The following is a 21710-nucleotide window of genomic DNA, read 5'->3' on the forward strand; positions in this document are numbered from 1 at the left end:
CCCATGCCGCCGCCCATCCCTCCACCCATGTCGCCGCCGAAGGGATCGTCGTCGCCGTCCATACCCCCGGAACCGTCGTCGCCGGATCCGTCGTCGTCGAGGAACCTGTCGAGGACGCTCGCACCGACGAGCCCCAGCGTGGCGACTGCCCAGGCGGCGGTTGGAGCTCCCCACACCGGTAGTTCGAGGCCCATTACCGTGTACGACCCGCAGAACGCACTTCAATTCACCCCTCAAAATATCAACCGTGAGAAAGCATGCCGTCGGTCGAATATCGGACGTTACAGGACTAAATGCGGAGAACTGAGACGGAAAGGGGACCGAACCGCCGCCGATCGGCGCTCAGATCGCCCGCTCGAAGCCGTCGGCGGCGCGGACGACGAGCCGACCGTCCGAGCGGAACCGGACCGTGCGGCCGACCGCGTCGCCGACGTCGCTGGCGACGATCGGGACGCCGGCGGCGTCGAGCACCTCGCCGACCCGCTCGACGTTCCGCGGACCGACCGCGTCAGTGAGGTCGAGCATCTCGGCGCCGCCGGCGACCCGCGCCTTCAACCGCCGGGGGTCGGCGCCGGCGTCGTCGAGGGACGCGATCAGCGAGTCGACCCCGGTGTCGACGTACTTCGCGGGTCGCGAGGTCGCGGTCGTCCGCCCCTCGCCCGCGGGCAGCATGGCGTGGAGGAGGCCGCGAGCGCCGGCCCGCTCGTCGACGAGCGCGACCGCGACGCAGGAGCCGAGCCCGCTGGTGGTCAGGACCGCGTCGTCGGTCGTCACCGCGAGTTCGCCGACGCCCACTTTGATTCGGCCGGGGTCGTCGGCCGCGGCACCGCCGGTGACGGCGGCCGGGTCGGCGACCGCGTCGCTCTCCGTCCGCTCCGCCGGGTCGTCCGGTGGGTCGTCGGAGAGCGAGCGGGTCACGAGTCGGAGAGTCGGTCGAGCGCCCGAGCCAGTTCGCGCTCGTCGGGGAGCGCGTACACGTCACAGCGCGCCTGGATCCCCTCGGTCTCGATGGCGGTGTCGATCACGAACCCGTAGTCCTGTCGCTCGCTCAGCTTCGCGACGAGCGGGCTGATCGTCGAGGCCCCGATGTCGTGGACGAACTCCGGCGGCGAGTGGGTGATCGACGTGCCGAGCACGTTCGCCCAGCCGTCGATGAACCCGCTCGTCATCACGTTGCCGAGCTCGCAGAGCGCGTTCTCGGCCATGTCGCCCAAGGGTTCGTCCGGCTCCATCGGGAGCATCGCGTCGGCGACCGCCGCCGCCGAGGACTCCTCGAAGAGGATCGCGAGGTAGCCGCTCGGCTCTCCCTGGAGCTCGAACACCGTGCCGGCATGCGGCTCGGTCCCCACTTCCGCGGGCACGTCAGCGAGCGGGACGAACCGGAGCCGGCTCACGTCGACGCTCGTCTCTAACCCGGTCATCATCGAGATGTTGTCGGCGGCGTTCGCCGACCCCCGCTTCGCCAGCGAGGAGAACGTCGACAGCGACTCGTACGGCACCGCCGTGCTCTCCGTCCCGCCGTTCGCCTCGCCGCCGGCCGTCGCCGCGGGGGCCGTCTTCCCGACGATGAGGTCGCGGAAGGGCCCCGAGTCGGGAAGCATGTAGATGGAGAAGTCGAGGTCGGTCGTCGTGGCGTCCAGCCGACTCTCGAAGAGGAACACGCCGTCGCCCGCGAGCGCGCCGTCGGGCAGCACCGCGGCGCCGTCCGCCTCGAAGTACCGCGGGGGCGACATGTCTATCGCCTTCCCGAGGTAGTTCGCCCAACCGTCGAGGAAGCCGCCGAGCGCGATGTTGCCGACCTCCGTCACCGCGCTGCGCTCCATCGACTGCCCGCCGGGTAAAAGCGAGAGGAGGGCGTCGGCGTTGACCGCGTCGAACGCGAGGACCGCCTCGCCGTCTAACCCGCCGCGGAGCCCGACGCTCACGCCGATCGACTCCCGGCCCGCGAACGACTCCGCGAGGTCCTCGCCGCTGGCGACGCTCGCGCCCGTCACCTCCACCGCGAGGTCGGTCCCGGTCAGGTCCGAGAGCGCGCCGGCGGCCTGTTTGGCCCCCCGCTCCGCGAGGCGATTACAGGCCCCGAGCGCGCGGACGTCGACGCGCATTATACCGCCGAGCCGATGGCGTCGAGCACGTTCGGCTTCTGGAACGGCTTCGTGATGTACCCCTCAGCGCCCGCCTTGATGGCCGCCTTCATCTTCTCCTCCTGCCCGACGCTGGTACACATGATTACCGTCGCGTCGGGATTCTCCTCTAAGATCTCCGTCGTCGCCTCGATCCCGTCGCGGATCGGCATCACGATGTCCATCATCACGAGGTCCGGACCGTGCTCTTCGTACATGTTGACCGCCTCCACGCCGTTCTCCGCCTCCCCGACGATCTCGAACTCGCCTTCGAGGATCTCTCGGAGGAGGTTCCGCATGAACTCCGAGTCGTCGGCGATGAGTACCCGCGTAGCCATTGTTGTCTGAATCCGGGCACAGCGATCACTTAACCGCTCCCCCGCGGTTCTCAGCGCTGAGAACGGAGCAGGACGCGGCCGGTCGCCGCCGGGTGAGTCACACCCAGTGGCCGAGGATGTGGATCGCACCGACGACGACGGTGCCGCCGAACGCCTCGCGGGTGCCGATGCCGAAGGGGAGGAAGGTCGCTGGCTCATCCTCGCCGTCACCCCCGCCGGAATCGCCGGTCGGGTCCGACGAGTTGCCGTCGGGGTTCGTAGAGTTGCCGCCGGGATTCGAGGAGTTCCCGTCGGGGTCCGCGGCGCCCGCGGAGTCGTTCGCAGTAGAGTTTCCACCGGCGTCCGTCGAGTTCCCGTCGGTGTTCGTAGCGTTCTCGTCACCCTCACTGACGTTCGAAGCGTTCTCGGCGTCGTCGGTGTCGCTTCCGTCGGCCTCGCCGTCGCCGTCGTCGATCGTCGTCCGCGCCGGGTTCTCCGCGACGGTCACCGTTCCGTTCCGCTGGTCGCCGTCGAGGGTGACGGAGAACGGGTACTCCCCGGGGTCGAGACGGACGGTCTCGGACGGGAAGCCGACAGTGCGCGACTCGTTCGACGACAGCGTCAGGTCGCGAGCGGTCGTTATGTTCCCGTCGTCGACATCGAGCGCGAGCGTTCCCGCTCCCTCCAGCCCGCCGGCGTTTCGGACGCCGATTCCGAGCGCGGAGAGGTTCCCGCCCGTCGCGACGGTGACGTTCTCGGGGACGCTGTCGATCGCGAGCCGGTCCGGGTCGTCGGTGTCCTCGACGACGACCACCGTGCGGCTGTCGCGGAGCGTCGTCCCGTCGTACAGCTCGTAGTTCAGCCGCGTTCCGGGGTCGGCGTTGCCGAGGTCGGCGCCGATGGTGAAGTTCCCATCGTCGGAGAGCGATACTTCGGACTCCGACCGGAAGGGCTCGTCGCGCTTGTCGTCGACGAAGGTGGCGGACATCTCGATCGGTGGGAGGATCGTTGTCGTCCCCGTCACCGCCCCGCCCGAGGCCTCGACGAGGAGTTCGCCGTCGTCGGTGACGTGGTCGTATTCGAAGTAGCGCTCCTGGATCGAGAACGACGCCTCCGCGCTCACGGTCCCGTCGTTGGTCTCCCAGTACGGGAACTGGTCCGGGGTGTTCGATTTATGTCTGAACGGGTCCGGCGGCTCCGAGTCAGTTTCAGCGAACGCGTACCGCTGCCCCTCGGTGCCCTCCAGAGCGAACTCGACGGCGAACTCGTCTCCCGGTTCGGGGTTCCCGAGGGGCCCCCCGTCGCTCGTGTCCAGAACGAGGTAGAACCGGCCCGGGGTTGAGTCACCAGTCTCTAGCTTCTTAGCGTCGGCAAGGAGAAGCGAGACGTCCTCGGGGTCGGCGTCCGCGAGGTCGAGCTTCGAGCGGGGCTCGTTCATGCTCGGGTTCGTCTGTCGAACGCTGAGGGTGACGCCCTCTTCGGCCCTGAGGAAATCTCTCAGAACGGTGTGGTTGATCGCTTGGCCGGCCTGAAGCGAGTCTTCACCCTCTTTCTCGGCGAAGTGCGACAGCGCTCCCCAGATGCCGGTCGCTTCGAAGCCGAGGACAACGCGGTCGCCCTTCGTCACCGCGGTTCGCTCAAGCCCGTTCTGTTCGAGTGCGCTGAGCGACTCGTCGCCGCCACCGCCTTCGACGTTCTCCGGATCTGCGGTGGTGAACACCTCGATCTCGTCGTGGAACGTCGGCTTCGTCAACACGAGGTCCGACGAGGCGGCCGACTCAACGGGAGGCACCGCGCCGGAGTCCTCGATCATGAACGTGCCGTTGGTGATCGCCAGCCGGTACCGCTGCGGAACGAGCGGACGGGCGAGTCCGCCGGCACCGGTGGCACCGCTGAGGTCGGAGAGGTCCTTGTCGAGCGTGTCGCCGTCCTGATCGCGGAACTCCAAGTCACAGGACGTGTTCTCTCGGGCACAGCTACTGGCGGTTCCCTCGGCCGTTCCGAGAAGGCGGGTGTTGACCGTGCCGTCGAAATCGTCTAGCTTCACGACGTCGGTGAACCCGACCAACTTTCCGGAGTCGGTGAGGCGATTCCCGCCGATCAGGAGGTACGCGCTTCCGTTGCTGTTGCTGGCGGTGTACCTGATATTGACCGGGTCGCCCGCGATTCCGGTGTAGGTCGGACGGGAGAACGAACCGCTGAGTTCGGGTCGGGCCGTCGGGGCGGGTTCCGTCGAGTCGGTAGAGACGGCGTTGGTTTCGAGGGAGTCGCCCGAGGGCACGTGGTCGGCCGCCGAGAGGCCGGCGGCGACGGGACCGGTAGCCACGACGGAGAACACGGCGACGAGGGCGACGAACACCGCCATGCCTCGTCGGAGCGTCGAGCGCCGGCGGAGCCGAGACGCGAGCGCTTCGTCGGTGCCTCCGGGAGCGTCGGGACCACCGAGTCGGGCGGGTCTCGGCCGCGGGGGCGAGTCTCGGTCGTCGTCGTCGGGCGTGTCTGTCATTGTGAGTCGGACGGATCGTCGACCCCGCGAGTGTCACGGGGGCGTGTCAGTCGTTCGACGCTCCGCCGTTCTCCGACTAAAACGTACCCTCCCGATTATCACTCCTGTGAACGGAGTCGGGGAGACAGCGTCGAACGAGCGCCAGATCGACCGACTGCGAGGGTGTCGACCGCTCGGCCGTTCCCCGAAGAATTAAGCCGAACGGGCGTCCGCTTTCCACCACGATGGCATCGTGTCCCCGCTGTGAGGCGTCGATCGACGAGGAAGCCCGGTACTGCGCGCAGTGCGGTGCCCCGCAGACGGAGGACGCGGCCGAGGAGTTAGACGAGTACGTCCAGCGACAGGCGGAGCAGGTGGCGGGGGGCGGCGGAGACGGCGGAGGCGACGCGAGCGGGTCCAGCGGATTCGCCGACATGGCCGACCTCAGCGACCGCGAGCAGCTCTGGCGGCGCGGCTGTTACGTCGTCGGGTACGGCACCGTCGTCGTCGCGCTCACCCTCGTCCCCGCGATCGGGTCTTTCCCCCTGATCCTCGCCGGGATCGCGATCCTCCCGCCGATCCGCCGGCTCACCGCCGAGCCGCTCGGCAGCCCGCTGAAACGCGAAGTGATGGCGGGACTGTACGCGATATTCGCGGTGGTCGGCGCCGCGCTGCTGTTCCTCCTGTAGCTTCCCGTTCTCCTTCCCGACTCACTCGACCCGGAACCCGCCCTCTTTCTCGGCGGCGCGCACCAGATCGCCGATGCTGTCGCTCGCGGAGAGCCCCTGACTCGCCGCGAACCGCTTGATCATCACCGGCGGGAGGTCGACGGTCGTCTCGGAGGCGGCGAGCAGCAGCCCGATCGCCTCCGGCGTCGGCGAACTCGGGCCGGCGTTCGACGCGAACCACGAGATCAGCGTGTCGAACGTCGCCGTCACGTCGTTCGACACCATGCGCTGGCGGGTGGTGTCGCCTTCCGCGTGGAGCGTCGCGTCGATGCCGTAGTCGAAGCCGTCGCCGTCGAAGGAGGTCGCCAGCCACCGGCTCACCGCCTGTCGATCGACCGCGTCTGCGCCAGTCGGCCGCTGGCCGCCTGAACTCGCTCCGGCGCTTCCACGGCCGTCGTTCCGTCCGCCTCCGCCGCCGCGTCCCTGTCCGGCTGCGCGACCCTCCCCGCCAGCCTGTCGCCGATCGCGGTCCTCGACGCCGGGCCCGGCGGCGCTCGCGCGGGGGTCGTCACCCGCGGGCCGGCGGTCGTCCGGGTTCGCGGGCTCCGCGGCGGTGAACCCGGCTCCCTCGTTCGCCCGCTGCTCCCGCTGCCGCTCCCGCGATCGGCCGACGTTAGGGCGGCCGTTGGTCCCGACGACGTACCGACCCTCCTCGATCTCGACGACGTTCTCGTCGTCGGTGAAGTCGAGTTCATCGGGGTCGGCCGGCGGCGCGTCGGGGTCGGCGGCCGGTGCGTCGCGGTCGCTCATAGTAATGCCGTGAACGCGCGAGAAAATAGGTGTTCCGGGCGGATCGGTTCCGCAGAAGGTGGTTCGCGAGCGGTTCGGGGCTCGTTAGAGCCGGACCGCTTCGCCCTCCTCGCTGAAGAGGTCGGGGGCGGTCAGTTCGATCGACGTCGTCGCCGACGACGGCGAAACGATCTCGAGTGACGAGGTGTCGCTCTGGCCGAAGGAATCGTAGCCGTCGTCGAGATGGGCGTAATTGAAGCCTGAACTACCAGCACCATCATTGTAGTAGACGCCGCCATCCGAGCTATTTTCTGCGACGAGGTCACCGAACGGCTCTGCGCCGGGATTGATGACGATCGTGTAGTCCTCTTCACCGTTCAGAACGGCGCTGTCACCAGAGACCCACGCGCCGGTGCCGTTCTTGACCGCGAACTTGGTCTGGTTGAGGTGAGTGGCATTGCTGGTGAAACTGTCCAGCGACGTGCTGTTCGCGGCCTGATCAGTGAACACGAGGTTCGCCTGGCCGTTCGGCCCGACCGCCTGTATCGTCGTTTCCGACAGGTCGATCTGATCGGAGCCGGCGGCGCCGGAGACGGCGACGCGGATGGAATCCAGTTCGCCGGAGGTGGCGTTACCGACGATCCCGACCTCACTCGTCACGTCGATCCGCTCGGAGACGAGGTCCGTACTCTCTTGGCCGGTCGCCTCAGCCTGCGACTGAAGGAAGCCGGCCGTGTTGATCAGGACGCCGGCGGCGATCGCCGCCACCAACACCATCGCGATGAACACGATGAGCGTCCCGATACCAACCTGACCGCGGTCTTCGTTGTCAGTGATGAATTCGAACATTGTTACAGCCTCACAGAAGTCTGTTCCTCAGTCAGCGTCGTCGGGACACGAAGTTCGGTCGTCGTTGACGAACCGGACGCCGTCGTGAACGTCACCGAGAGACTGTCGCCGGCCTCGATCCCGCCATCGCTGTTCGTGGGATCGAGGTTGTAGCCGAAGTCACCGTCGGTAGAGTTGAGGTTCAAGGTGATTTCCGCGCGGTCGCCGCTGTCGGTGAGGACGACGGCATCCTCATTCTCATCCGTGAAGATATCGATGTTCTCTGTGCCGTTAAGCGTCCCCGACACCTGTCCGCCGGTGCCGATCAGCTCGACACTCACTTCAGAGAGGTCGATGTTGCCGGCGCCGGGCGACTGCGCGACCGTGATCTGTAGCTTGTCGATCGCGCGTTCGGTACTCGTGTTCGTGATGTTAAGATCGGTCACATTCCCGGACTGACTCACGACCTGAAGCCGGTCAGAGACCTGACTTGTACTCTCTTCGCCCGTTGCTTCCGCCTGCGTTTGGAGGAACCCGGCCGTGTTGATCAGGACGCCGGCAGCGATCGCCGCCACCAGCACCATCGCGATGAACACGATGAGGGTCCCGATCCCCACTTGACCGCGCTCTTCCTCGTCCAGTATGGTTTCGAACATTGTGTGTTGCGTCGGCCCCCGGCCTGCCCGGCGGGCGTTATCGATAGCGAAGTGGATTTCCTACTTAAGATCACGTTCCCGGTTATCCAAGTTGATAAACGCGTCACGTCGTGCGATTTTTGGGTTATTTTGAGTAATTTAGTTACAGAATATATCAACGACTTCGGCGAGAGAGTATCAGATCTGGATCTGCGGCGCAGCGGCGGTACCGACCGGTCTCCGGACGAATCCGATGTGCGAACGAGCGGCGGCCGCGTCGGGCGAGACTGACGAGCAAGAAGGGGTGAATACCGGGTGTCAACGACGCCGTTCGAAAGAGCGATCCCCCCGAGGCCGTTTCAGCGCTCGTGCTCGGGGGCAGTCGTCTCGGGCGTCCCGCGTCGAGACGCCGAGTCGGTTCGGTCGCGGTCGGCGGAGACCAGTCGGTCGAGGCGGCGCTCGAACTCCGCGTCGGAGATATCGCCCTCGACGTAGCGGTGTTTGAGGCGCTCGATCGGCGTCGCGGGCGCCTCGGGGTCGGCGTCCGCCGGCGAGGTACCGCGGTCCTCGGCGATCCGGTCCGCGAGGTAGCCGCCGAGCGCGCCGCTGCCGACGACGTACGCCGCGCCGAACAGCGTGAGCGCGAGGACGCCCACGGTCGCCGCGGGCGACACCGCGGCCGCGACCCAGACGGCGAAGAACGTCAGCGGCAGCGACAGCAGCGCGACCAGCGCGCCCGTAGCGGCCCCGATCTTCGGGCCGCGGGGGCGCTCCGCGTCGTCGGTCCAACTCGCCACGCCGGCGCCGACCGCGGGTGCGACCAGCCCGACGACGGGCAGGACGCTCACGAGCACCGTGACCCCGGCGCCGACGCCAGCGCGCGCGGCGAGGTCCGAGAGGCGCGCGACCGGCGAGAGGCCGCCGCGGCCGTCGGCGGTCGTCATCGTCGACGCCCCGGGCCTCGGGGCGATTCACCGGGTCGGCGCCGCCGCGGAGCCGGTGGCGGGCTCGCGGTCGCGCCGCTGTCTCGACAGCGATCTGTCATCGAGATCGCTACGGACCGAGAACGCAAAAGGGCGTCGGGGAGCGGGGTACGCCTCCGGTTTCGCGGCGTTCGCTCGGGATCGATTCGGCGGCGGCGCGGGGGGTTGGGGCTCGGACCCGACTGTCACCGATCGCGGAGGCGCGACAGCTCCGACTCGGGGATCACGAACTCGCGCGTCCCCGGCTCGTACACCGCGAGGCTCCCGGCGACGAGCGCCATCGACGCCGCCAGCAGCCCGGTGTTGACTAAGAGTAGCGCCTCGGCGTTCGCGAAGCCGGTCCGGAAGGCGACCGCGGGCGTTCCGACCGCCGCGACGACGACGAGGCCGAAGCCGGCCGCCAGGTACGCCATCGCCGTGCGGCCGGACGACCGGTACGCCGCGACGGCGAACGCGACGAGCGTCGCGCTCGCGCCGGCCAGCACGGTGGTCGTCATCAGGTACAACCCCTCGATGAGCTCCATACCCCACCTGCTCGAACGCGGATAATAAACCCACGGTGGCGGGTATCAGCGGCGATAACACGGCGAACCGATTCGAGTCGCCGAACCGCCCGCGGTCCCGTACCGCGCGCCGGATCGCGAGGATTGCCGCCCGGGGCACTCACCGGTACCATTATAAGAGATAAAAATCAATCTCGATAACGTGAATGGTGGGGGACGATCTGATCACCGTACTCGGTAACAAATACAACACGGACATCCTGACGGCGACGGGCGACGCGAAGTCGGCGCAGGACCTCAGCGACCAGTTGGACGTCCCGATCGCGACGTGTTACCGACGGATCAACGAGTTGGAGGAGGCGGACCTCCTCGAGTTACACGATCGCCCGCTCTCGGACGAACACCGGCGCGTGAAGGTGTACCGCCGGAAGGTCGACGGGGTCGAGGTCGACTTCCGCGACGGGCTCACCGTCGAGGTGGAGGAGCGGTCGGCGGTGAAGAACCGCCTCGACGACGTCTGGCGCGACCTCTCGTCGCGGGAGTAGCGGGCCGAACGGCCGGACGCGTCGGGCGCCTACCGCCGGCGTCAGAACGACGGCTGGTCGTCGGAGCCGCCCATCATCGAGAACCCGCCGGCGCGCTCGTGGACCGTGATCCCGCCCTGCCCGATCTCCATCGGGAAGATGTCGGTGTCGATGTCCTGTTTCCGCATCTTCGCCACCCAGACGTAGCGGTTGACGCCCGAGTCCGTCGGCGTCTGGATGAAGTAGATGTTCCCGTCCGTGAGGAAGTTCTCTAAGCCGACCTCGGTGTCGGGGAAGACGGCGCCCTGCTCGTTGATGAGCAGCGAGGTGAGCCCGTTCGCCTTGAGGATGTCCGAGAACTTCAGCAGGTAGGTGCGCTTCTCCTGTTCGGCGTCGAAGAAGAGCTGGAACATCGACAGCGAGTCGAGGACGAGCCGGTCGAACTCGCCGTCCTCGACCGTGTCGAGTAGGCGGTCGACCGCGGTCGAGAAGTCGGTCTCGCGGAGCATCTCCCGCTTGTCGAGGATCACGATGTCGCCGTCGTCGACCATCTCGTCGAACCCCTCGAAGCCGACGGACGCGGCCGCGCCGCGGATGTCGGCCTCGTCCTCCTCGAAGGAGACGTACACGCCGCGCTCGTCGTGTTCGGAGACGCCGTGATGGAGGTACTGGATGCCGAAAATGCTCTTGCCGGTGCCCGGGTTGCCGGAGACGAGGACCGTCGACCGCTCGGTGATGCCGCCGGTGAGAATGGAGTCGAGCCCCTCGACCCCGGTGGAGACGAGTTCTGACATTCGTCTCCCCCTTGGCGGCCGGAGTATATAAAAGACGGTTGAGCACATCGGGCGATCGAACGGCGACAGTTTTATCTCTCGACACGCCGCCCGTTCGTGTATGCCCGGTGAAGCGTGTCCGGTCGCCCTCGGCGGTGATCGGCGGTGAGCGATCCGTCGGTGCTCGTCGTGGAGGACGAGCCAGACATCGCGGCGCTGTACGCCGGCTTCTTAGAGGAGCGGTACGCCGTCGACGTGGCGGAGACCGCCGCCGAGGCGATCGACCGCGTCGACGCCGCCGTCGACGTGGTGCTCCTCGACCGCCGCCTCCCCGACGGGAGCGGCGACGACGTCTTGGGACACATCCGCGAGGAGGGGTACGACTGTCGCGTGGCGATGGTCACCGCGGTTGAACCCGACTTCGACATCATCGACATGGGGTTCGACCTCTACCTCACCAAGCCGGTGAGCCGCTCGAAGCTGCTCGCAGCCATCGACACGCTACTGACGCGCAGCGAGTACGACGACCTCGTTCAGGAGGCCGCCGCCCTCGCCAGCAAACGCGCGGTCCTCAGCTCGCAGAAACCGGCCGCACAGCGCGAGGAGAACGAGGCGTACGCCGAACTGGTCGACCGGTTGGAGGACTTGGACGCCGACATCGACGACCTCGGCGAGTCGCTGTCGACCGACGACTACCGCGCGATGTTCCGCGACCTCGGCGAGGCCTGAGGCGGCGACTGTTTTCTCCGCCGCGCTCATCGACCCCGAGCGTCGCCTGCCGCGCCGGTAGCGACGGGTGGCGGAACCCGCCGACCGCGTCCGGATCCCGAACGAAGTTTGAACGGAGTTCGCCCCGACTCCGCACCGAGTTTGTTCCGTACTTGAAAAATCTATATCCCCGTCATCGCCCTCGCCGAAGCCATGACGCACCGAGACGCGCGGCGACGGTTCCTGACGGCGAGCGGCGGACTCGCGACGCTGGCACTCGCCGGTTGCCTCGGCGACGGCGGGACGGGTGACCGAGGCGGCATGGATGACGGCAGCGGGATGGACGGCGACGGTGCGATGAACGGTGACGGCGGGGCGGACGACGATGAGGCGATGGACGGCGACGGCGGAACGGACGACGACGAGACGGGTGACGACGGGATGGCGGAGTCCGCCACCGTGCGAGTGCGGATCGAGAACGTCGCGTCCCCGGACTTCTATCCCGCCGAGACGCCGACGGACGGCGCCGTCTGGATCACGCCGGGCGCGTACGCCGTCCACGAGGGAGAGAACCCGGTCTACGAACTCGGCGAGTCGGCCTCGATCGGCCTCGAAGGGCTCGCGGAGGCGGGTCCGCCGACCGGCTTCGAGGGGGCAGACGGGCTCGTCGACGAACTGGAGGCGTCGTCGGTCGTCGCCCACTCGGGGGTGTACGCGCCGGCCGACACCGTCGCGGACCCGAACGACCCGACTGGCGAGGTTCCGGGGGCACCGCCGATCGCGCCCGGCGGCGCGTTCGAGTTCGAGGTCGACGTCTCGCCCGGCCACCGGCTCTCGTTCGCCTCGATGTTCGTCCCCTCGAACGACGTGTTCGTCTCGACGGAGGAGACGGGGATCGTGCTCTGGCCGGAGGACGGCGACCCGGTCGACGGCGACGTCACCGACGCCGCGGCGCTGTTCGACGCGGGGACGGAGCCGAACGCGGAGCCGCCCGGAAGGGGCCCGGACCAAGCCCCGGCGCAGGAGGCGCCGGACCAAGGCGCGGACGAGGGCGGCGTCGTGCGTCGACTGCGCGAGGTCGACGACGGCCATGAGTACCCGGCGGTCGGGGACGTAGTTCAAGTGACCGTAACCCCGACGTAAAGTATGATCAACGGTCCCAAACGCCGAGACGCGCTGCTGGCGGCGGCTGCCGGCGCCGCCGCGGTCGCGGGGTCGTACCTCGCGACGGGATGGACGCCGTCGTTCGTCGTGCGGCCGGTCGACCAGGCGATCGTCAACCTGACTCCGGGGCCCGTCGTGACGTTCGCGATCGCGACGTTCGGCGACGCCGGCCACCTGATCCACATCGGGATGGCGGTCGCGGCCGTCGCGGGGCTGTTCGGCGCGGTCGCGTTCGCGGGCCTCCGGGTCGCCGCGCGCACAGAGCGACGGGCGACCGCGGCGGCCGCGGCGGGCGGCGGGGCGTGGCTCCTCGCGGCGGCGCTGACCGGCGTCTCGATCGGGGCACTGGGCGCGGCGCTCCCCGCGGCGGCGGTCGCCGGGGTCGGCTGGCTCCCGCCGAGCGCCGACGGCCCCGCGTCTCCGTCCCCGTCGGACTCTGCGCCGGACGACGCTTCCGACCGGGAGGGAATCGCCGCGGACGGAAGTCGGCTACCCGCCGGCGTCGACGCGGTGCGTCGTCGGACGCTCGGCGTCGTCGCGGGGGCGCTCGGGTTCGTCGTCGCGGCGGCCGGCGGCCGGCGGCTGTCCGCCGCGGGCGACGACCCCCTCCCGGACGCCCCGCGGTCCGAGGGCGCCGCAGTCCGACTCCAGGAGCTCGACGCGGCGGGGCTGGCGTTCGAGAGCGACGACCTCCACGACATGGTGAGTCCGATCGGCGAGTTCTACAACGTCGACATCGCGGAGTTCGACCCGGAGGTCACCGCCGCCGAGTGGTCGCTGACGTTCACCGGCGAGACCGAGACCGACCGGACGGTCACCTTCGACGAGCTGGTCGACCGGCCGGTCGAACACCGCGCGATCACGCTGCGGTGCGTCGGCGAGGACCTGAACGGGCGGAAGCTGGACAACGCCGTCTGGACCGGAACGCCGATCCGGCCCCTGATCGAGTCCGTCGACCCGCAGGGCGAGTGCGACTGCGCGATGCTGCGCGGCGAGGACGGCTACTACGTCCAGTTCCCGGTCGACGTGCTCGCCGAGGGGTTCCTCGCGTGGGGGATGAACGGGAAAGAACTCCCCTCCGGTCACGGCCACCCGGTCCGGGTGCTGATCCCGGGCCACTGGGGCGAGACGAACGTGAAGTGGCTCTCGGAGATCGAGCTCCTCAGCGTCGAGGACGACGGCTACTGGGAGGAGCGCGGTTGGGAAGGGACCGGCGAGGTGAAGACGGTCGCCAAGCTCTGGGACGAGGGGATCACCGAACTCGGCGACGGGCGAGTCGAACTGGCCGGCCACGCCTACGCCGGGACCCGCGGGGTCGAGCGCGTCGAGGTGTCGACCGACGGCGGCGACTCGTGGACGGACGCCGCCCTCTCCGACGCGCTGCCCGACACGGACGTCTGGCGGCAGTGGCGCCACGTCTTCGAGCCCGACGGGGAACACGAGGTCGTCGTCCGCGCCACCGACGGGACGGGGGCCCTCCAGTCGGGCGAGGAGTCGGGCTCCGTCCCGAGCGGCGCGTCGGGGTGGGTCCGGCGGACGGTCGGCTGACGTGGCCGCCGCGCTCGGTGCGCTCGCCGGGACCGACCCGGGGCGAAACGACTTTCATCACATACCGGACACACCAGTACGTCAGATGGAGAAGGCCCTGTGGTACCTGTTCGTCGCGAGCCGCGGTGGCGCCAACAGGGCCCGGATCGTCCGGCGGCTCCGCGACCGTCCGCGGAACGCGAACGAGCTCGCGGAGGCGCTGGACGTCGACTACAACACGATCACACACCACCTCGACATGCTGAAAGACCACGACGTCGTCGAGCCGAGCGACCACGACTACGGGAAGCTGTACTTCCTGACCGACCGCTTCGAGCGCCACGCGGAGACGTTCGAGGAGATCACCGGGGAGGTGGACGCGGAATGAACCCCGCGTCGCCGACCGGCGTCGCCGTGCTGATCGCGGTCGTCAACAGCGCCCTGCTGGCGGTGCTGGGTTCGGTCTGGCTCCGCAACTACCGCGAGTTCGGGTCGACGCTGCTGCTCGGGCTGGTCGGGTTCAGCGGCGTGCTCCTGATCGAGAACCTCGTCTCGGTCGCCTTCTTCTTCGCGAGCATGCGGACGCTGTACGCGATGGACCCGCTCGTGGGGCGGGTGGTCCTCGCGATGAGCGTGCTGGAACTGCTCGCGGTGTCGCTACTGACCTACGCGACGGTCAGGTGACCGGGGCGGCGGTGAGTTGACGAGGCGACCGCGTCCCCGCGAGCGGGGAGCGCGGCGGCTCACGAGAGCTGGTCGCCGACGATCCGGTCGGCCGCGGCGAGGAACGCGTCGCGCTCGTCGATGGGGATCGTCGCGCCCGCGGCCACGTCGTGCCCCCCGCCGTCGCCGCCGACCGACCGGCTCGCCTCGCGCATCACCGCGGAGAGGTCGAGCCCCTTGCGGACGAGCGCGTGCGAGCCGCGCGAGGACACCTTCAGCTCCTCGGCGCTCTCCTCGGCGAAGGCGATCACCGGCTTCGATCGGTCGACCGCGGGGGAGCCGACCGCCATCCCTGCGACGATGCCGACGATGGTCTCGCGGATGCGCGACCCCGCGTCGAACCACTGGAGGTGCTCCTCGTGGGTGACGCCCTCGTTTTTGACCCACTGGAGCCCCTCGGAGAGGTTCTGTCGGTGGGTGCGGAGGAGCCGGCGCGCCTCCGCGAGCGCGTCGCCGCGGTCGCCGAGACACACCGCGAGCCCGACGTCGCCGCGCTCGTAGCGCGCGGTCGCGTTGAGCAGCGTGGAGAACTCGCTGACGTCGCGAAGCTCGGTGCCTGGCTCCTCGTCGGTCAGGGTGTAGGCGGTGCCGACGAGCGCCTCGATCCGCTCGGAGGGGACACCGGAGGCGACCGCGCGGCGCATCAGCGCGGAGGCGAGCCGCTGGCGCTCTTCCGCGTCGAGGTCGACCCAGCGGCGCCACTCCCCGTCGCGTTTCACGTCGAGGTCGAGGTCGGTGAGGAAGGAGATGGCCCCCGCCTCGTCGTTCGAGATCCCCGGGATGTCCACGTCGGAGGCGTACTCCAGCAGCTTCGGGAGCGGGCGGGTCTGTCTGCCGTACAGGTCGAGATCGGTCTGCGCGTCGAGGACGCCGGCGTCGACACCGTCAGCGACGATCGACTCGTTGGCGCCGACGAGCCCGTCCGCCGAGTCCTGCATGTCGCCGACCGCGCCGACGACGGCGAGCCCGGCGAGGTCGCGGTTGTCGCCGTCGGGCCCCTCCAGCGCGCGGGCGAGGAGGTAGCTCGCGCCGGCACCCGACAGCTCGCTCGCGCCGTCGATCCCCTCCAAGAGGGGGTTGAGGTGGTACCGCGTGTCGCGGTCGGCGGGCTGGTGGTGGTCAGCGATGACGGGGACGAAGTCGCCGCGGTCCTCGTGGTCGGCGATGGCGTCGAGCTGGCCGGAGCCGAAGTCGGTGAACAGCACCACGTCGAACTCGCGGGCGGCGATTCCGGCGATCGAGTCGGCGTCCAACTGCTTCTCGAAGACGACCTCGTGGTCGATCCCCGCACGGGCGAGCCCGGTGGACGCGACCGCGGCGCTCGTGATCCCGTCGGCGTCGATGTGGGACGCGAGCAACACCCGGTCGGCCTCGCGCAGCCGGTCGGCGCAGTCGGTCGCGCGGTCGGCGAGGTCGGGGACTGGGACGGCGACTGCCATTACCACCGGTTGGCGCCCGACCGGTCATAAACGCACGCTTCGGGCGCGGAACGACGCGACGGCGACGGCGGCGGCGCCCAGCGGCGCCGCCCGGCGGACGCGGCGCCGAAGGGGCATCAATTGCCGTAACTGACAGTTATAGATGTATGTGGTCGTATGAGCAACAAACATGACACGTGGGTTTTCGACCCGGAGTCTCCACGCCGGCGCCGAGCCCGACGCGGCGACCGGCGCCCGCGCCACGCCGATCCACCAGACGACCTCGTACGTTTTCGACGACGCGGACACGGCGGCGGAGCTGTACGCGCTCCGGGCGGAGGGCCACGTCTACTCCCGGCTCTCGAACCCGACGGTGAACGTCTTAGAAGAGCGGCTCGCCGACCTCGCCGGCGGGTCGGACGCGGTCGCGACGGGCTCGGGGATGGCCGCGTTCGACGCGATAACCACCGTCCTCGCGAGCGCGGGCGACAACGTCGTCGCCAGCTCCGAGATGTACGGCGGGACGGCCGCGTACCTCACCAGCGTCGCGGACCGCCGCGGGATCGAGACGCGGCTCGTGGAGACCCTCGACTACGACGCGTACGCCGACGCGATCGACGACGACACCGCGTTCGTCCACGTCGAGACGCTCGCGAACCCCTCGCTCGTCACGCCCGACTTCGAGCGGCTCGCCGAGATCGCCCACGAGAACGCAGTGCCGCTCGTCGTCGACAACACGTTCGCGACGCCGTACTGCTGTCGGCCGTTCGAGCACGGCGCCGACGTGGTCTGGGAGTCGACGACGAAGTGGATCACGGGCAACGGCACCACCGTCGGCGGCGTCGTGATCGACGGCGGGCAGTTCCCGTGGGACCACCCCGACGCCGACTACGCCGAGCTCGACGGCGAATCGCCCGCGTACCCGATCGACTTCGTCGAGCAGTTCGGCGACGCCGCGTTCGCGAACGTCGCCCGCCAGCGCGGCGTGCGGCCGACCGGCGGCCAGCAGTCGCCCTTCGACGCGTGGCAGACGATCCAGGGGCTGAACACGCTCCCCTTGCGAATGGATCGCCACTGCGAGAACGCGCGGCGGGTGGCCGAGTTCCTCCGCGGCGACGACCGCGTCGACTGGGTGACGTACCCCGGCTTCGAGGACCACGAGAGCCACGGCAACGCCGCGGAGTACCTCGACGGCTTCGGCGGGATGGTCACCTTCGGCGTCGACGGCGGGTACGAGGCCGCAAAGACCTTCTGCGAGTCGGTCGACCTGACGAGTTTCCTCGCGAACATCGGCGACGCGAAGACGCTCGTCATCCACCCCGCCTCGACCACCCACGCGCAGATGGACGAGGACGAGCAGCGGCTCGCGGGCGTCTACCCCGAGATGCTCCGGCTCTCGGTGGGGATCGAGGACCCCGACGACGTGATCGCCGACCTCGACGCGGGACTGGCCGCGGGCGAGCACGTCGCGGCGGGCCGGACCGAGGAGGAGCGGGCCGCGGACGAGGGGGCGGACCGATGAGCGCCGTCCCGACCGACCACGGCGTCGCCTCGCTCGGCGAGTTCACCTTCGAGTGCGGGCAGTCGGTCCCCGACTTCGAGGTCGCCTACGAGACGCACGGCGAGTTCGACGGCGACAACGTCGTGCTCGTCTGCCACGCGCTCACCGGGAGCCAGAACGTCGCGCGCTCCCCCGAGCCGGAGCGGGACGCGGAGACCACCGGGGCCGGGCAGGCCGGGCAGGCCCGGGCGTGGTGGGACGACGTCGTCGGCCCGGGGAAGGCGATCGACACGACCGAGTACTACGTCGTCTGCGCGAACGTCCCGGGCTCCTGTTACGGGACGACCGGTCCCGCCAGCGAGCGACCCGCGGACCTCGACCTCCGCGAGGAGCCCGACCACGACCGGTGGGGGACCGCGTTCCCGCCGGTCCAAGTTGAGGACTGGGCGCGCGCGCAGCGCCGGCTGCTCGACCACCTCGGCGTGGGGCGGCTCCGGGCGGTCGTCGGCGGCAGCGTCGGCGGGATGAACGCCTTGGAGTGGGCGAAGCGGTACCCGGACGACGTCGACCGCGTGGTCGCGATCGCGACGGCCGGACGCCTCGACGCGCAGTGTCTCGCGCTCGACGCGGTGGCGCGCCGGGCGATCCGCGCGGACGCGGACTGGAACGGAGGCGACTACTACGGCGACGACCGGCCGGCCCCGACCGAGGGACTCGCGATCGCCCGCCAGATCGGCCACATCATGTACCTCTCGAAGGCGTCGATGGAGCGGAAGTTCGGGCGCCGGTCGGCCGGCCGCGACTCCCTGACGCGCGAGGACGGGGACCTCGGGCTGCCGCCGGAGCCGACGGCCGGGTTCTTCCCGTACCGCGAGGTCGAGTCGTACCTCGACTACCAGGCGGAGGGGTTCGGCGACCGCTTCGACGCGAACAGCTACCTCTATCTGACGCGCGCGATGGACGAGTACGACCTCGCCGCCGGCCACGGGACCGACGCCGACGCCCTCGCCGCGTTCGAGGGCGAGACGCTGCTGATGAGCTTCACCGCCGACTGGCACTTCACCGTCGAGCAGTCGGCGTCGTTGGGCGACGCGTTCCGCGAGGCCGGGGTGCCGGTCGCCCACCACGTGGTCGACTCCGACCACGGCCACGACGCGTTCCTCGTCGAGCCGGAACACGTCGGCCCGCCGGTCCGGGACTTCCTCGCCGACGGCGTCGACGGCCGCGCCGTCTCCGACGAGGACGGCGACGACGGCGACGACCCGCGGCCAGACTCCGACCACGCGCCGGTCCACGCGAGCCTGTTTCGGGGGTAATCCACTCGCTTGAATTGGGTGCGGTGGCGCGCGCCTCCGAGCGGGCCACCGACCCGCGAGGAGCGCGTGCGAGGTCGCCGGCGCTACGCGCCGGCCGCCAGGGAATATTCGATTCTCGCTGGAGTCGGCCGACCGGAGCGAAGCGGAGGGAGGCCGACGAGGCTGGGGCGGCGTGAGGTGCGGTGCTGTGCGGTGCGGGGCGGGACGCGAAGTGGCAGCCGCGAGGCGGCCGCAGGCGACGTAAGCACCGCAGGAGCGACTGACACGAGCGACGGGGTGCGTGGTGCGAGACGCCAGAGGCGTCTCGTCATCACGAAAGGCGCTCCGGACCTTTCGACCGGCAGCGAGCGTACGCCCGCCTCACGGCCGGGGCTCCGGTGGTGTTCGTGTCGATCGGCCATTTATACGCAGATGCGTAGAGACAAGTGTCCGGGGCTTCGGCGGCGTCCACCGAGGATCCGCGATCAATCAGTTACTCGTAAAGAATCACGATCAATCATGATAACGTTCATAGTTCCAGACCGCGTGAGGTGAGAAGTATGCCAGGCGGACACGCGCAGACCCTGCGACCGTTCATGTGGCGCGCCGAGCGACTGTACCCCGACACCGAGATCGTCTCGCGGACGCACGAGGGGCGGACGCGGCACACGTATGCCGAGTACGCCGACCGGACGGCCCGGCTCGCGAACGCCTTAGACGACCACGGGATCGAGCGCGGCGACCGCGTCGCGACGTTCTGTTGGAACCACACGCGGCACTTCGAGACGTACTTCGGCGTCCCGAACACGGGCGCGCAGCTCCACACGATCAACCCGCTGCTGCCCGACGAGCACATCCGGTACATCGTCGACGACGCACAAGACGAGATCATCTTCGTCGACCCGTCGCTCGCCGAGAAGATCGCGGGCGCCGCGGAGGGGGCAGCGGAGTTCGACGGCGTCGACTTCGTCGCGATGGGCTCGGAGGGCATCGACGCGCTCGACGCGCCCGCCTACGAGGAGTTCATCGCGGACCACTCGACCGAGTACGACTGGCCGGACCTCGACGGCGACCAGCCCGCCGGCCTCTGTTACACCTCCGGCACGACGGGGAAGCCGAAGGGGGTCGAGTACACCCACTCGATGCTGTGGAGCCACACGATGGCCTCCCAGACCCCGCAGGGGATCCCGATGGAGGACTCCGACGTGGTGATGCCCGTCGTTCCCATGTTCCACGTCAACGCGTGGGGGATGCCGTTCACCGCCGCCGCCGCGGGCGCGAAGCACGTCTACCCCGGTCCCTCGCCGGACCCCGCGGACCTCGCGGCGCTGATCGAAGAGGAGGGCGTGACCATCTCCGCGGGCGTGCCGACGGTGTGGCTCGGCCTCCGCGAGTACATCGAGGGGGGTAACGAGGTAGACCTCTCGACGCTCGACACCGTGATCATCGGCGGCGCGGCCGCGCCGCAGGCGCTGATCGAGTGGTACGACGAGCGCGACGTGGAGGTGCTCCACGCGTGGGGGATGACGGAGCTGTCGCCGATCGGCACCGTCTCGCATCTCAAAGACGACCTTCGCGACGCCGAGTACGAGACTCAGGTGAACAAGCGCTCGAAGCAGGGGCTCGTCGCTCCCGGCCTGGAGTTCGAGGTCATCGACGAGGACGGCGAGGAGATCCCGTGGGACGGCGAGGCGTTCGGCGAGCTCCGGATCCGCGGCCCGTGGGTCACGAAGGAGTACTTCAAGCGCCCCGAGGCGAACGAGGAGGAGTTCGTCGACGGCTGGCTGAAGACCGGCGACGTGGTCACCGTCGACGAGGACGGCTACATGCAGCTCGTCGACCGGACGAAGGACGTGATCAAGTCCGGCGGCGAGTGGATCTCCAGCGTCGAGCTGGAGAACGCGATCATGGCCTACGACGGCGTCAGCGAGGCGGCCGTCGTCGGCGTGCCCCACGAGCGCTGGCAGGAGCGCCCCGTGGCGTTCATCGTCGTGGCCGAGGGCGTCGACCGCGACGAGCTCGTCGAGCGGATCGAGACCGGGCTCCGCGAGGAGTACCCCAAGTGGTGGGTCCCGGACGCGGTGGAGTTCATCGACGAGGTTCCCAAGACCGCCACCGGGAAGTTCTCGAAGAAGGACCTCCGGGAGCAGTACGGCGACCAGTCGCTCGTCGACGGGGCCGTCCCGGAAGACGACGCGCCCGAGCAGGAGTAGTCGAGCCGAGCGGGTAGCCGGTCGCTCGGCGGGCTTTCAGTCGTCGCGGTCGCCGACGACCCACTTGTGCGAGTAGCTCTCGCCGCAGGTACAGTGAGCGTACGCGTGAACCACGTCGCCCTCGGCGTAGAGGCCGCCGACCTCCTCGTTTTGCGCCTCGGCGAACGCGAAGATGAACTGGATGTCGTGGTCGGCTTCGGGATCCTCGCTCGCGTCGTCCGCGTCCGGGCCGTCCGCGAACGGACACGCGCCGTCGTCGAGCGAGCGCGCGATCTCGCCCTCCGCGGCCATCGCCGTCTTCGCGAACTCCATCGCGCCCATGCCCGTGCCGGCCTGGAACGCCGACCGCCCGGTCTCGCCGTCGAGGATCAGCCGCACGCCGCCGGCGGTCTCGGTGCCGACCTCGCGCAGCCGGGAGTCGTCGTCGAGGTACGCGTCGCTCAGGTAGAAGACCACGTCGTCGAGCCGCTCGCCCGCGAGGAACTCGTCGAGGTTGCTCATGCCGGCCGGAGGCGCGTGAGCGGTAAAAGGCG

The 21710-nt window shown here is 69.4% G+C and carries 22 protein-coding genes and 1 pseudogene; 10 read left to right on the forward strand and 13 right to left on the reverse strand.

The features are described from left to right. The 5 genes and pseudogenes from EXE41_RS05140 to EXE41_RS05160 form a co-directional block, all read right to left on the reverse strand. Positions 1-194: pseudogene (locus EXE41_RS05140) on the reverse strand (flagella accessory C family protein); the annotation flags it as partial. A gap of 148 nt (positions 195-342) precedes the next feature. Then, the gene (locus EXE41_RS05145; RefSeq protein ID WP_086219913.1) at positions 343-918 is read right to left on the reverse strand and encodes a chemotaxis protein CheD; all 576 of its coding nucleotides are present in this window, start codon (positions 916-918) and stop codon (positions 343-345) included. Further along, on the reverse strand, positions 915-2105 hold the full coding sequence (locus EXE41_RS05150) for a chemotaxis protein CheC (RefSeq protein ID WP_086215276.1): 1191 nt from the start codon (positions 2103-2105) through the stop codon (positions 915-917). Before EXE41_RS05150 ends, EXE41_RS05145 begins: the two co-directional genes overlap by 4 nt. Next, positions 2105-2461: a chemotaxis protein CheY gene (cheY, locus tag EXE41_RS05155; RefSeq protein ID WP_004597560.1), complete on the reverse strand. Its 357-nt coding sequence runs from the start codon at positions 2459-2461 to the stop codon at positions 2105-2107. Before cheY ends, EXE41_RS05150 begins: the two co-directional genes overlap by 1 nt. A gap of 97 nt (positions 2462-2558) precedes the next feature. Then, a complete protein-coding gene (locus tag EXE41_RS05160) occupies positions 2559-4946 on the reverse strand; it encodes a BGTF surface domain-containing protein (protein ID WP_199240854.1) in 2388 nt (795 codons plus the stop codon). Between the two features lie 224 nt (positions 4947-5170). On the opposite strand from EXE41_RS05160, the gene EXE41_RS05165 reads away from it, so the two are divergent. Further along, positions 5171-5614 (forward strand): zinc ribbon domain-containing protein, encoded by a 444-nt coding sequence (locus EXE41_RS05165; protein ID WP_094494445.1) that lies wholly within the window; start codon positions 5171-5173, stop codon positions 5612-5614. A gap of 21 nt (positions 5615-5635) precedes the next feature. Here the strand turns inward: EXE41_RS05165 and EXE41_RS05170 are convergent, their stop codons facing one another. The 5 genes from EXE41_RS05170 to EXE41_RS05190 form a co-directional block, all read right to left on the reverse strand. Further along, positions 5636-6403, reverse strand: a complete 768-nt coding sequence (locus EXE41_RS05170) for a hypothetical protein (protein WP_137690442.1) — start codon at positions 6401-6403, stop codon at positions 5636-5638. Between the two features lie 84 nt (positions 6404-6487). Next, the gene (locus EXE41_RS05175) at positions 6488-7231 is read right to left on the reverse strand and encodes an archaellin/type IV pilin N-terminal domain-containing protein (RefSeq protein WP_137690443.1); all 744 of its coding nucleotides are present in this window, start codon (positions 7229-7231) and stop codon (positions 6488-6490) included. Positions 7232-7233: 2 nt separating this feature from the next. Next, entirely contained in the window at positions 7234-7866 is a 633-nt protein-coding gene (locus EXE41_RS05180; RefSeq protein WP_137690444.1) for an archaellin/type IV pilin N-terminal domain-containing protein, read from the reverse strand. Between the two features lie 338 nt (positions 7867-8204). Beyond that, positions 8205-8789 (reverse strand): SHOCT domain-containing protein, encoded by a 585-nt coding sequence (locus EXE41_RS05185; RefSeq protein WP_137690445.1) that lies wholly within the window; start codon positions 8787-8789, stop codon positions 8205-8207. A 224-nt stretch (positions 8790-9013) separates the two neighbouring features. Further along, on the reverse strand, positions 9014-9352 hold the full coding sequence (locus tag EXE41_RS05190; protein ID WP_094494441.1) for a hypothetical protein: 339 nt from the start codon (positions 9350-9352) through the stop codon (positions 9014-9016). A gap of 185 nt (positions 9353-9537) precedes the next feature. Here EXE41_RS05190 and EXE41_RS05195 point away from each other — a divergent pair, with 185 nt between their 5' ends. After that, positions 9538-9876 carry a helix-turn-helix domain-containing protein gene (locus EXE41_RS05195; protein ID WP_004597591.1) on the forward strand — a complete coding sequence of 113 codons (339 nt, stop codon included), beginning with the start codon at positions 9538-9540 and terminating at the stop codon, positions 9874-9876. A gap of 41 nt (positions 9877-9917) precedes the next feature. On the opposite strand, the gene EXE41_RS05200 is transcribed toward EXE41_RS05195, so the two are convergent. After that, complete coding sequence (locus tag EXE41_RS05200; protein ID WP_094494440.1) at positions 9918-10649, reverse strand: ATPase domain-containing protein; 732 nt, start codon at positions 10647-10649, stop codon at positions 9918-9920. A 144-nt stretch (positions 10650-10793) separates the two neighbouring features. Between EXE41_RS05200 and EXE41_RS05205 the strand changes: the two genes are divergently transcribed. The 5 genes from EXE41_RS05205 to EXE41_RS05225 all read left to right on the forward strand — a co-directional run bounded on the left by EXE41_RS05205 (position 10794) and on the right by EXE41_RS05225 (position 14711). Continuing rightward, positions 10794-11357, forward strand: coding sequence for a HalX domain-containing protein (locus EXE41_RS05205; protein ID WP_094553371.1), 564 nt, complete (start codon positions 10794-10796; stop codon positions 11355-11357). Positions 11358-11549: 192 nt separating this feature from the next. Beyond that, entirely contained in the window at positions 11550-12479 is a 930-nt protein-coding gene (locus EXE41_RS05210; protein WP_137690446.1) for a spondin domain-containing protein, read from the forward strand. A gap of 3 nt (positions 12480-12482) precedes the next feature. Then, positions 12483-14048: a molybdopterin-dependent oxidoreductase gene (locus EXE41_RS05215; RefSeq protein ID WP_137690447.1), complete on the forward strand. Its 1566-nt coding sequence runs from the start codon at positions 12483-12485 to the stop codon at positions 14046-14048. 85 nt (positions 14049-14133) lie between these two features. Continuing rightward, positions 14134-14415, forward strand: coding sequence for a winged helix-turn-helix domain-containing protein (locus tag EXE41_RS05220; protein ID WP_137690448.1), 282 nt, complete (start codon positions 14134-14136; stop codon positions 14413-14415). After that, complete coding sequence (locus EXE41_RS05225; protein WP_049932664.1) at positions 14412-14711, forward strand: hypothetical protein; 300 nt, start codon at positions 14412-14414, stop codon at positions 14709-14711. Before EXE41_RS05220 ends, EXE41_RS05225 begins: the two co-directional genes overlap by 4 nt. Before the next feature lie 59 nt (positions 14712-14770). Here the strand turns inward: EXE41_RS05225 and EXE41_RS05230 are convergent, their stop codons facing one another. Then, positions 14771-16189, reverse strand: coding sequence for a DHH family phosphoesterase (locus tag EXE41_RS05230; RefSeq protein ID WP_086220296.1), 1419 nt, complete (start codon positions 16187-16189; stop codon positions 14771-14773). 169 nt (positions 16190-16358) lie between these two features. Between EXE41_RS05230 and EXE41_RS05235 the strand changes: the two genes are divergently transcribed. The 3 genes from EXE41_RS05235 (at position 16359) to EXE41_RS05245 (ending at position 21177) form a co-directional block, all read left to right on the forward strand. After that, positions 16359-17690, forward strand: a complete 1332-nt coding sequence (locus tag EXE41_RS05235; RefSeq protein ID WP_049932666.1) for an O-acetylhomoserine aminocarboxypropyltransferase/cysteine synthase family protein — start codon at positions 16359-16361, stop codon at positions 17688-17690. Then, a complete protein-coding gene (gene metX / locus EXE41_RS05240) occupies positions 17687-18985 on the forward strand; it encodes a homoserine O-acetyltransferase (protein WP_094494433.1) in 1299 nt (432 codons plus the stop codon). Before EXE41_RS05235 ends, metX begins: the two co-directional genes overlap by 4 nt. A gap of 539 nt (positions 18986-19524) precedes the next feature. Further along, a complete protein-coding gene (locus EXE41_RS05245) occupies positions 19525-21177 on the forward strand; it encodes a long-chain fatty acid--CoA ligase (protein WP_137690449.1) in 1653 nt (550 codons plus the stop codon). Between the two features lie 36 nt (positions 21178-21213). On the opposite strand, the gene EXE41_RS05250 is transcribed toward EXE41_RS05245, so the two are convergent. Continuing rightward, positions 21214-21678, reverse strand: a complete 465-nt coding sequence (locus EXE41_RS05250) for a DUF5807 family protein (RefSeq protein WP_049932670.1) — start codon at positions 21676-21678, stop codon at positions 21214-21216. Between the last annotated feature and the right edge of the window lie 32 nt (positions 21679-21710).

It is taken from the genome of Halorubrum sp. SD690R (assembly GCF_005435035.1).
GTDB classification, from domain to species: Archaea; Halobacteriota; Halobacteria; order Halobacteriales; family Haloferacaceae; genus Halorubrum; species Halorubrum ezzemoulense.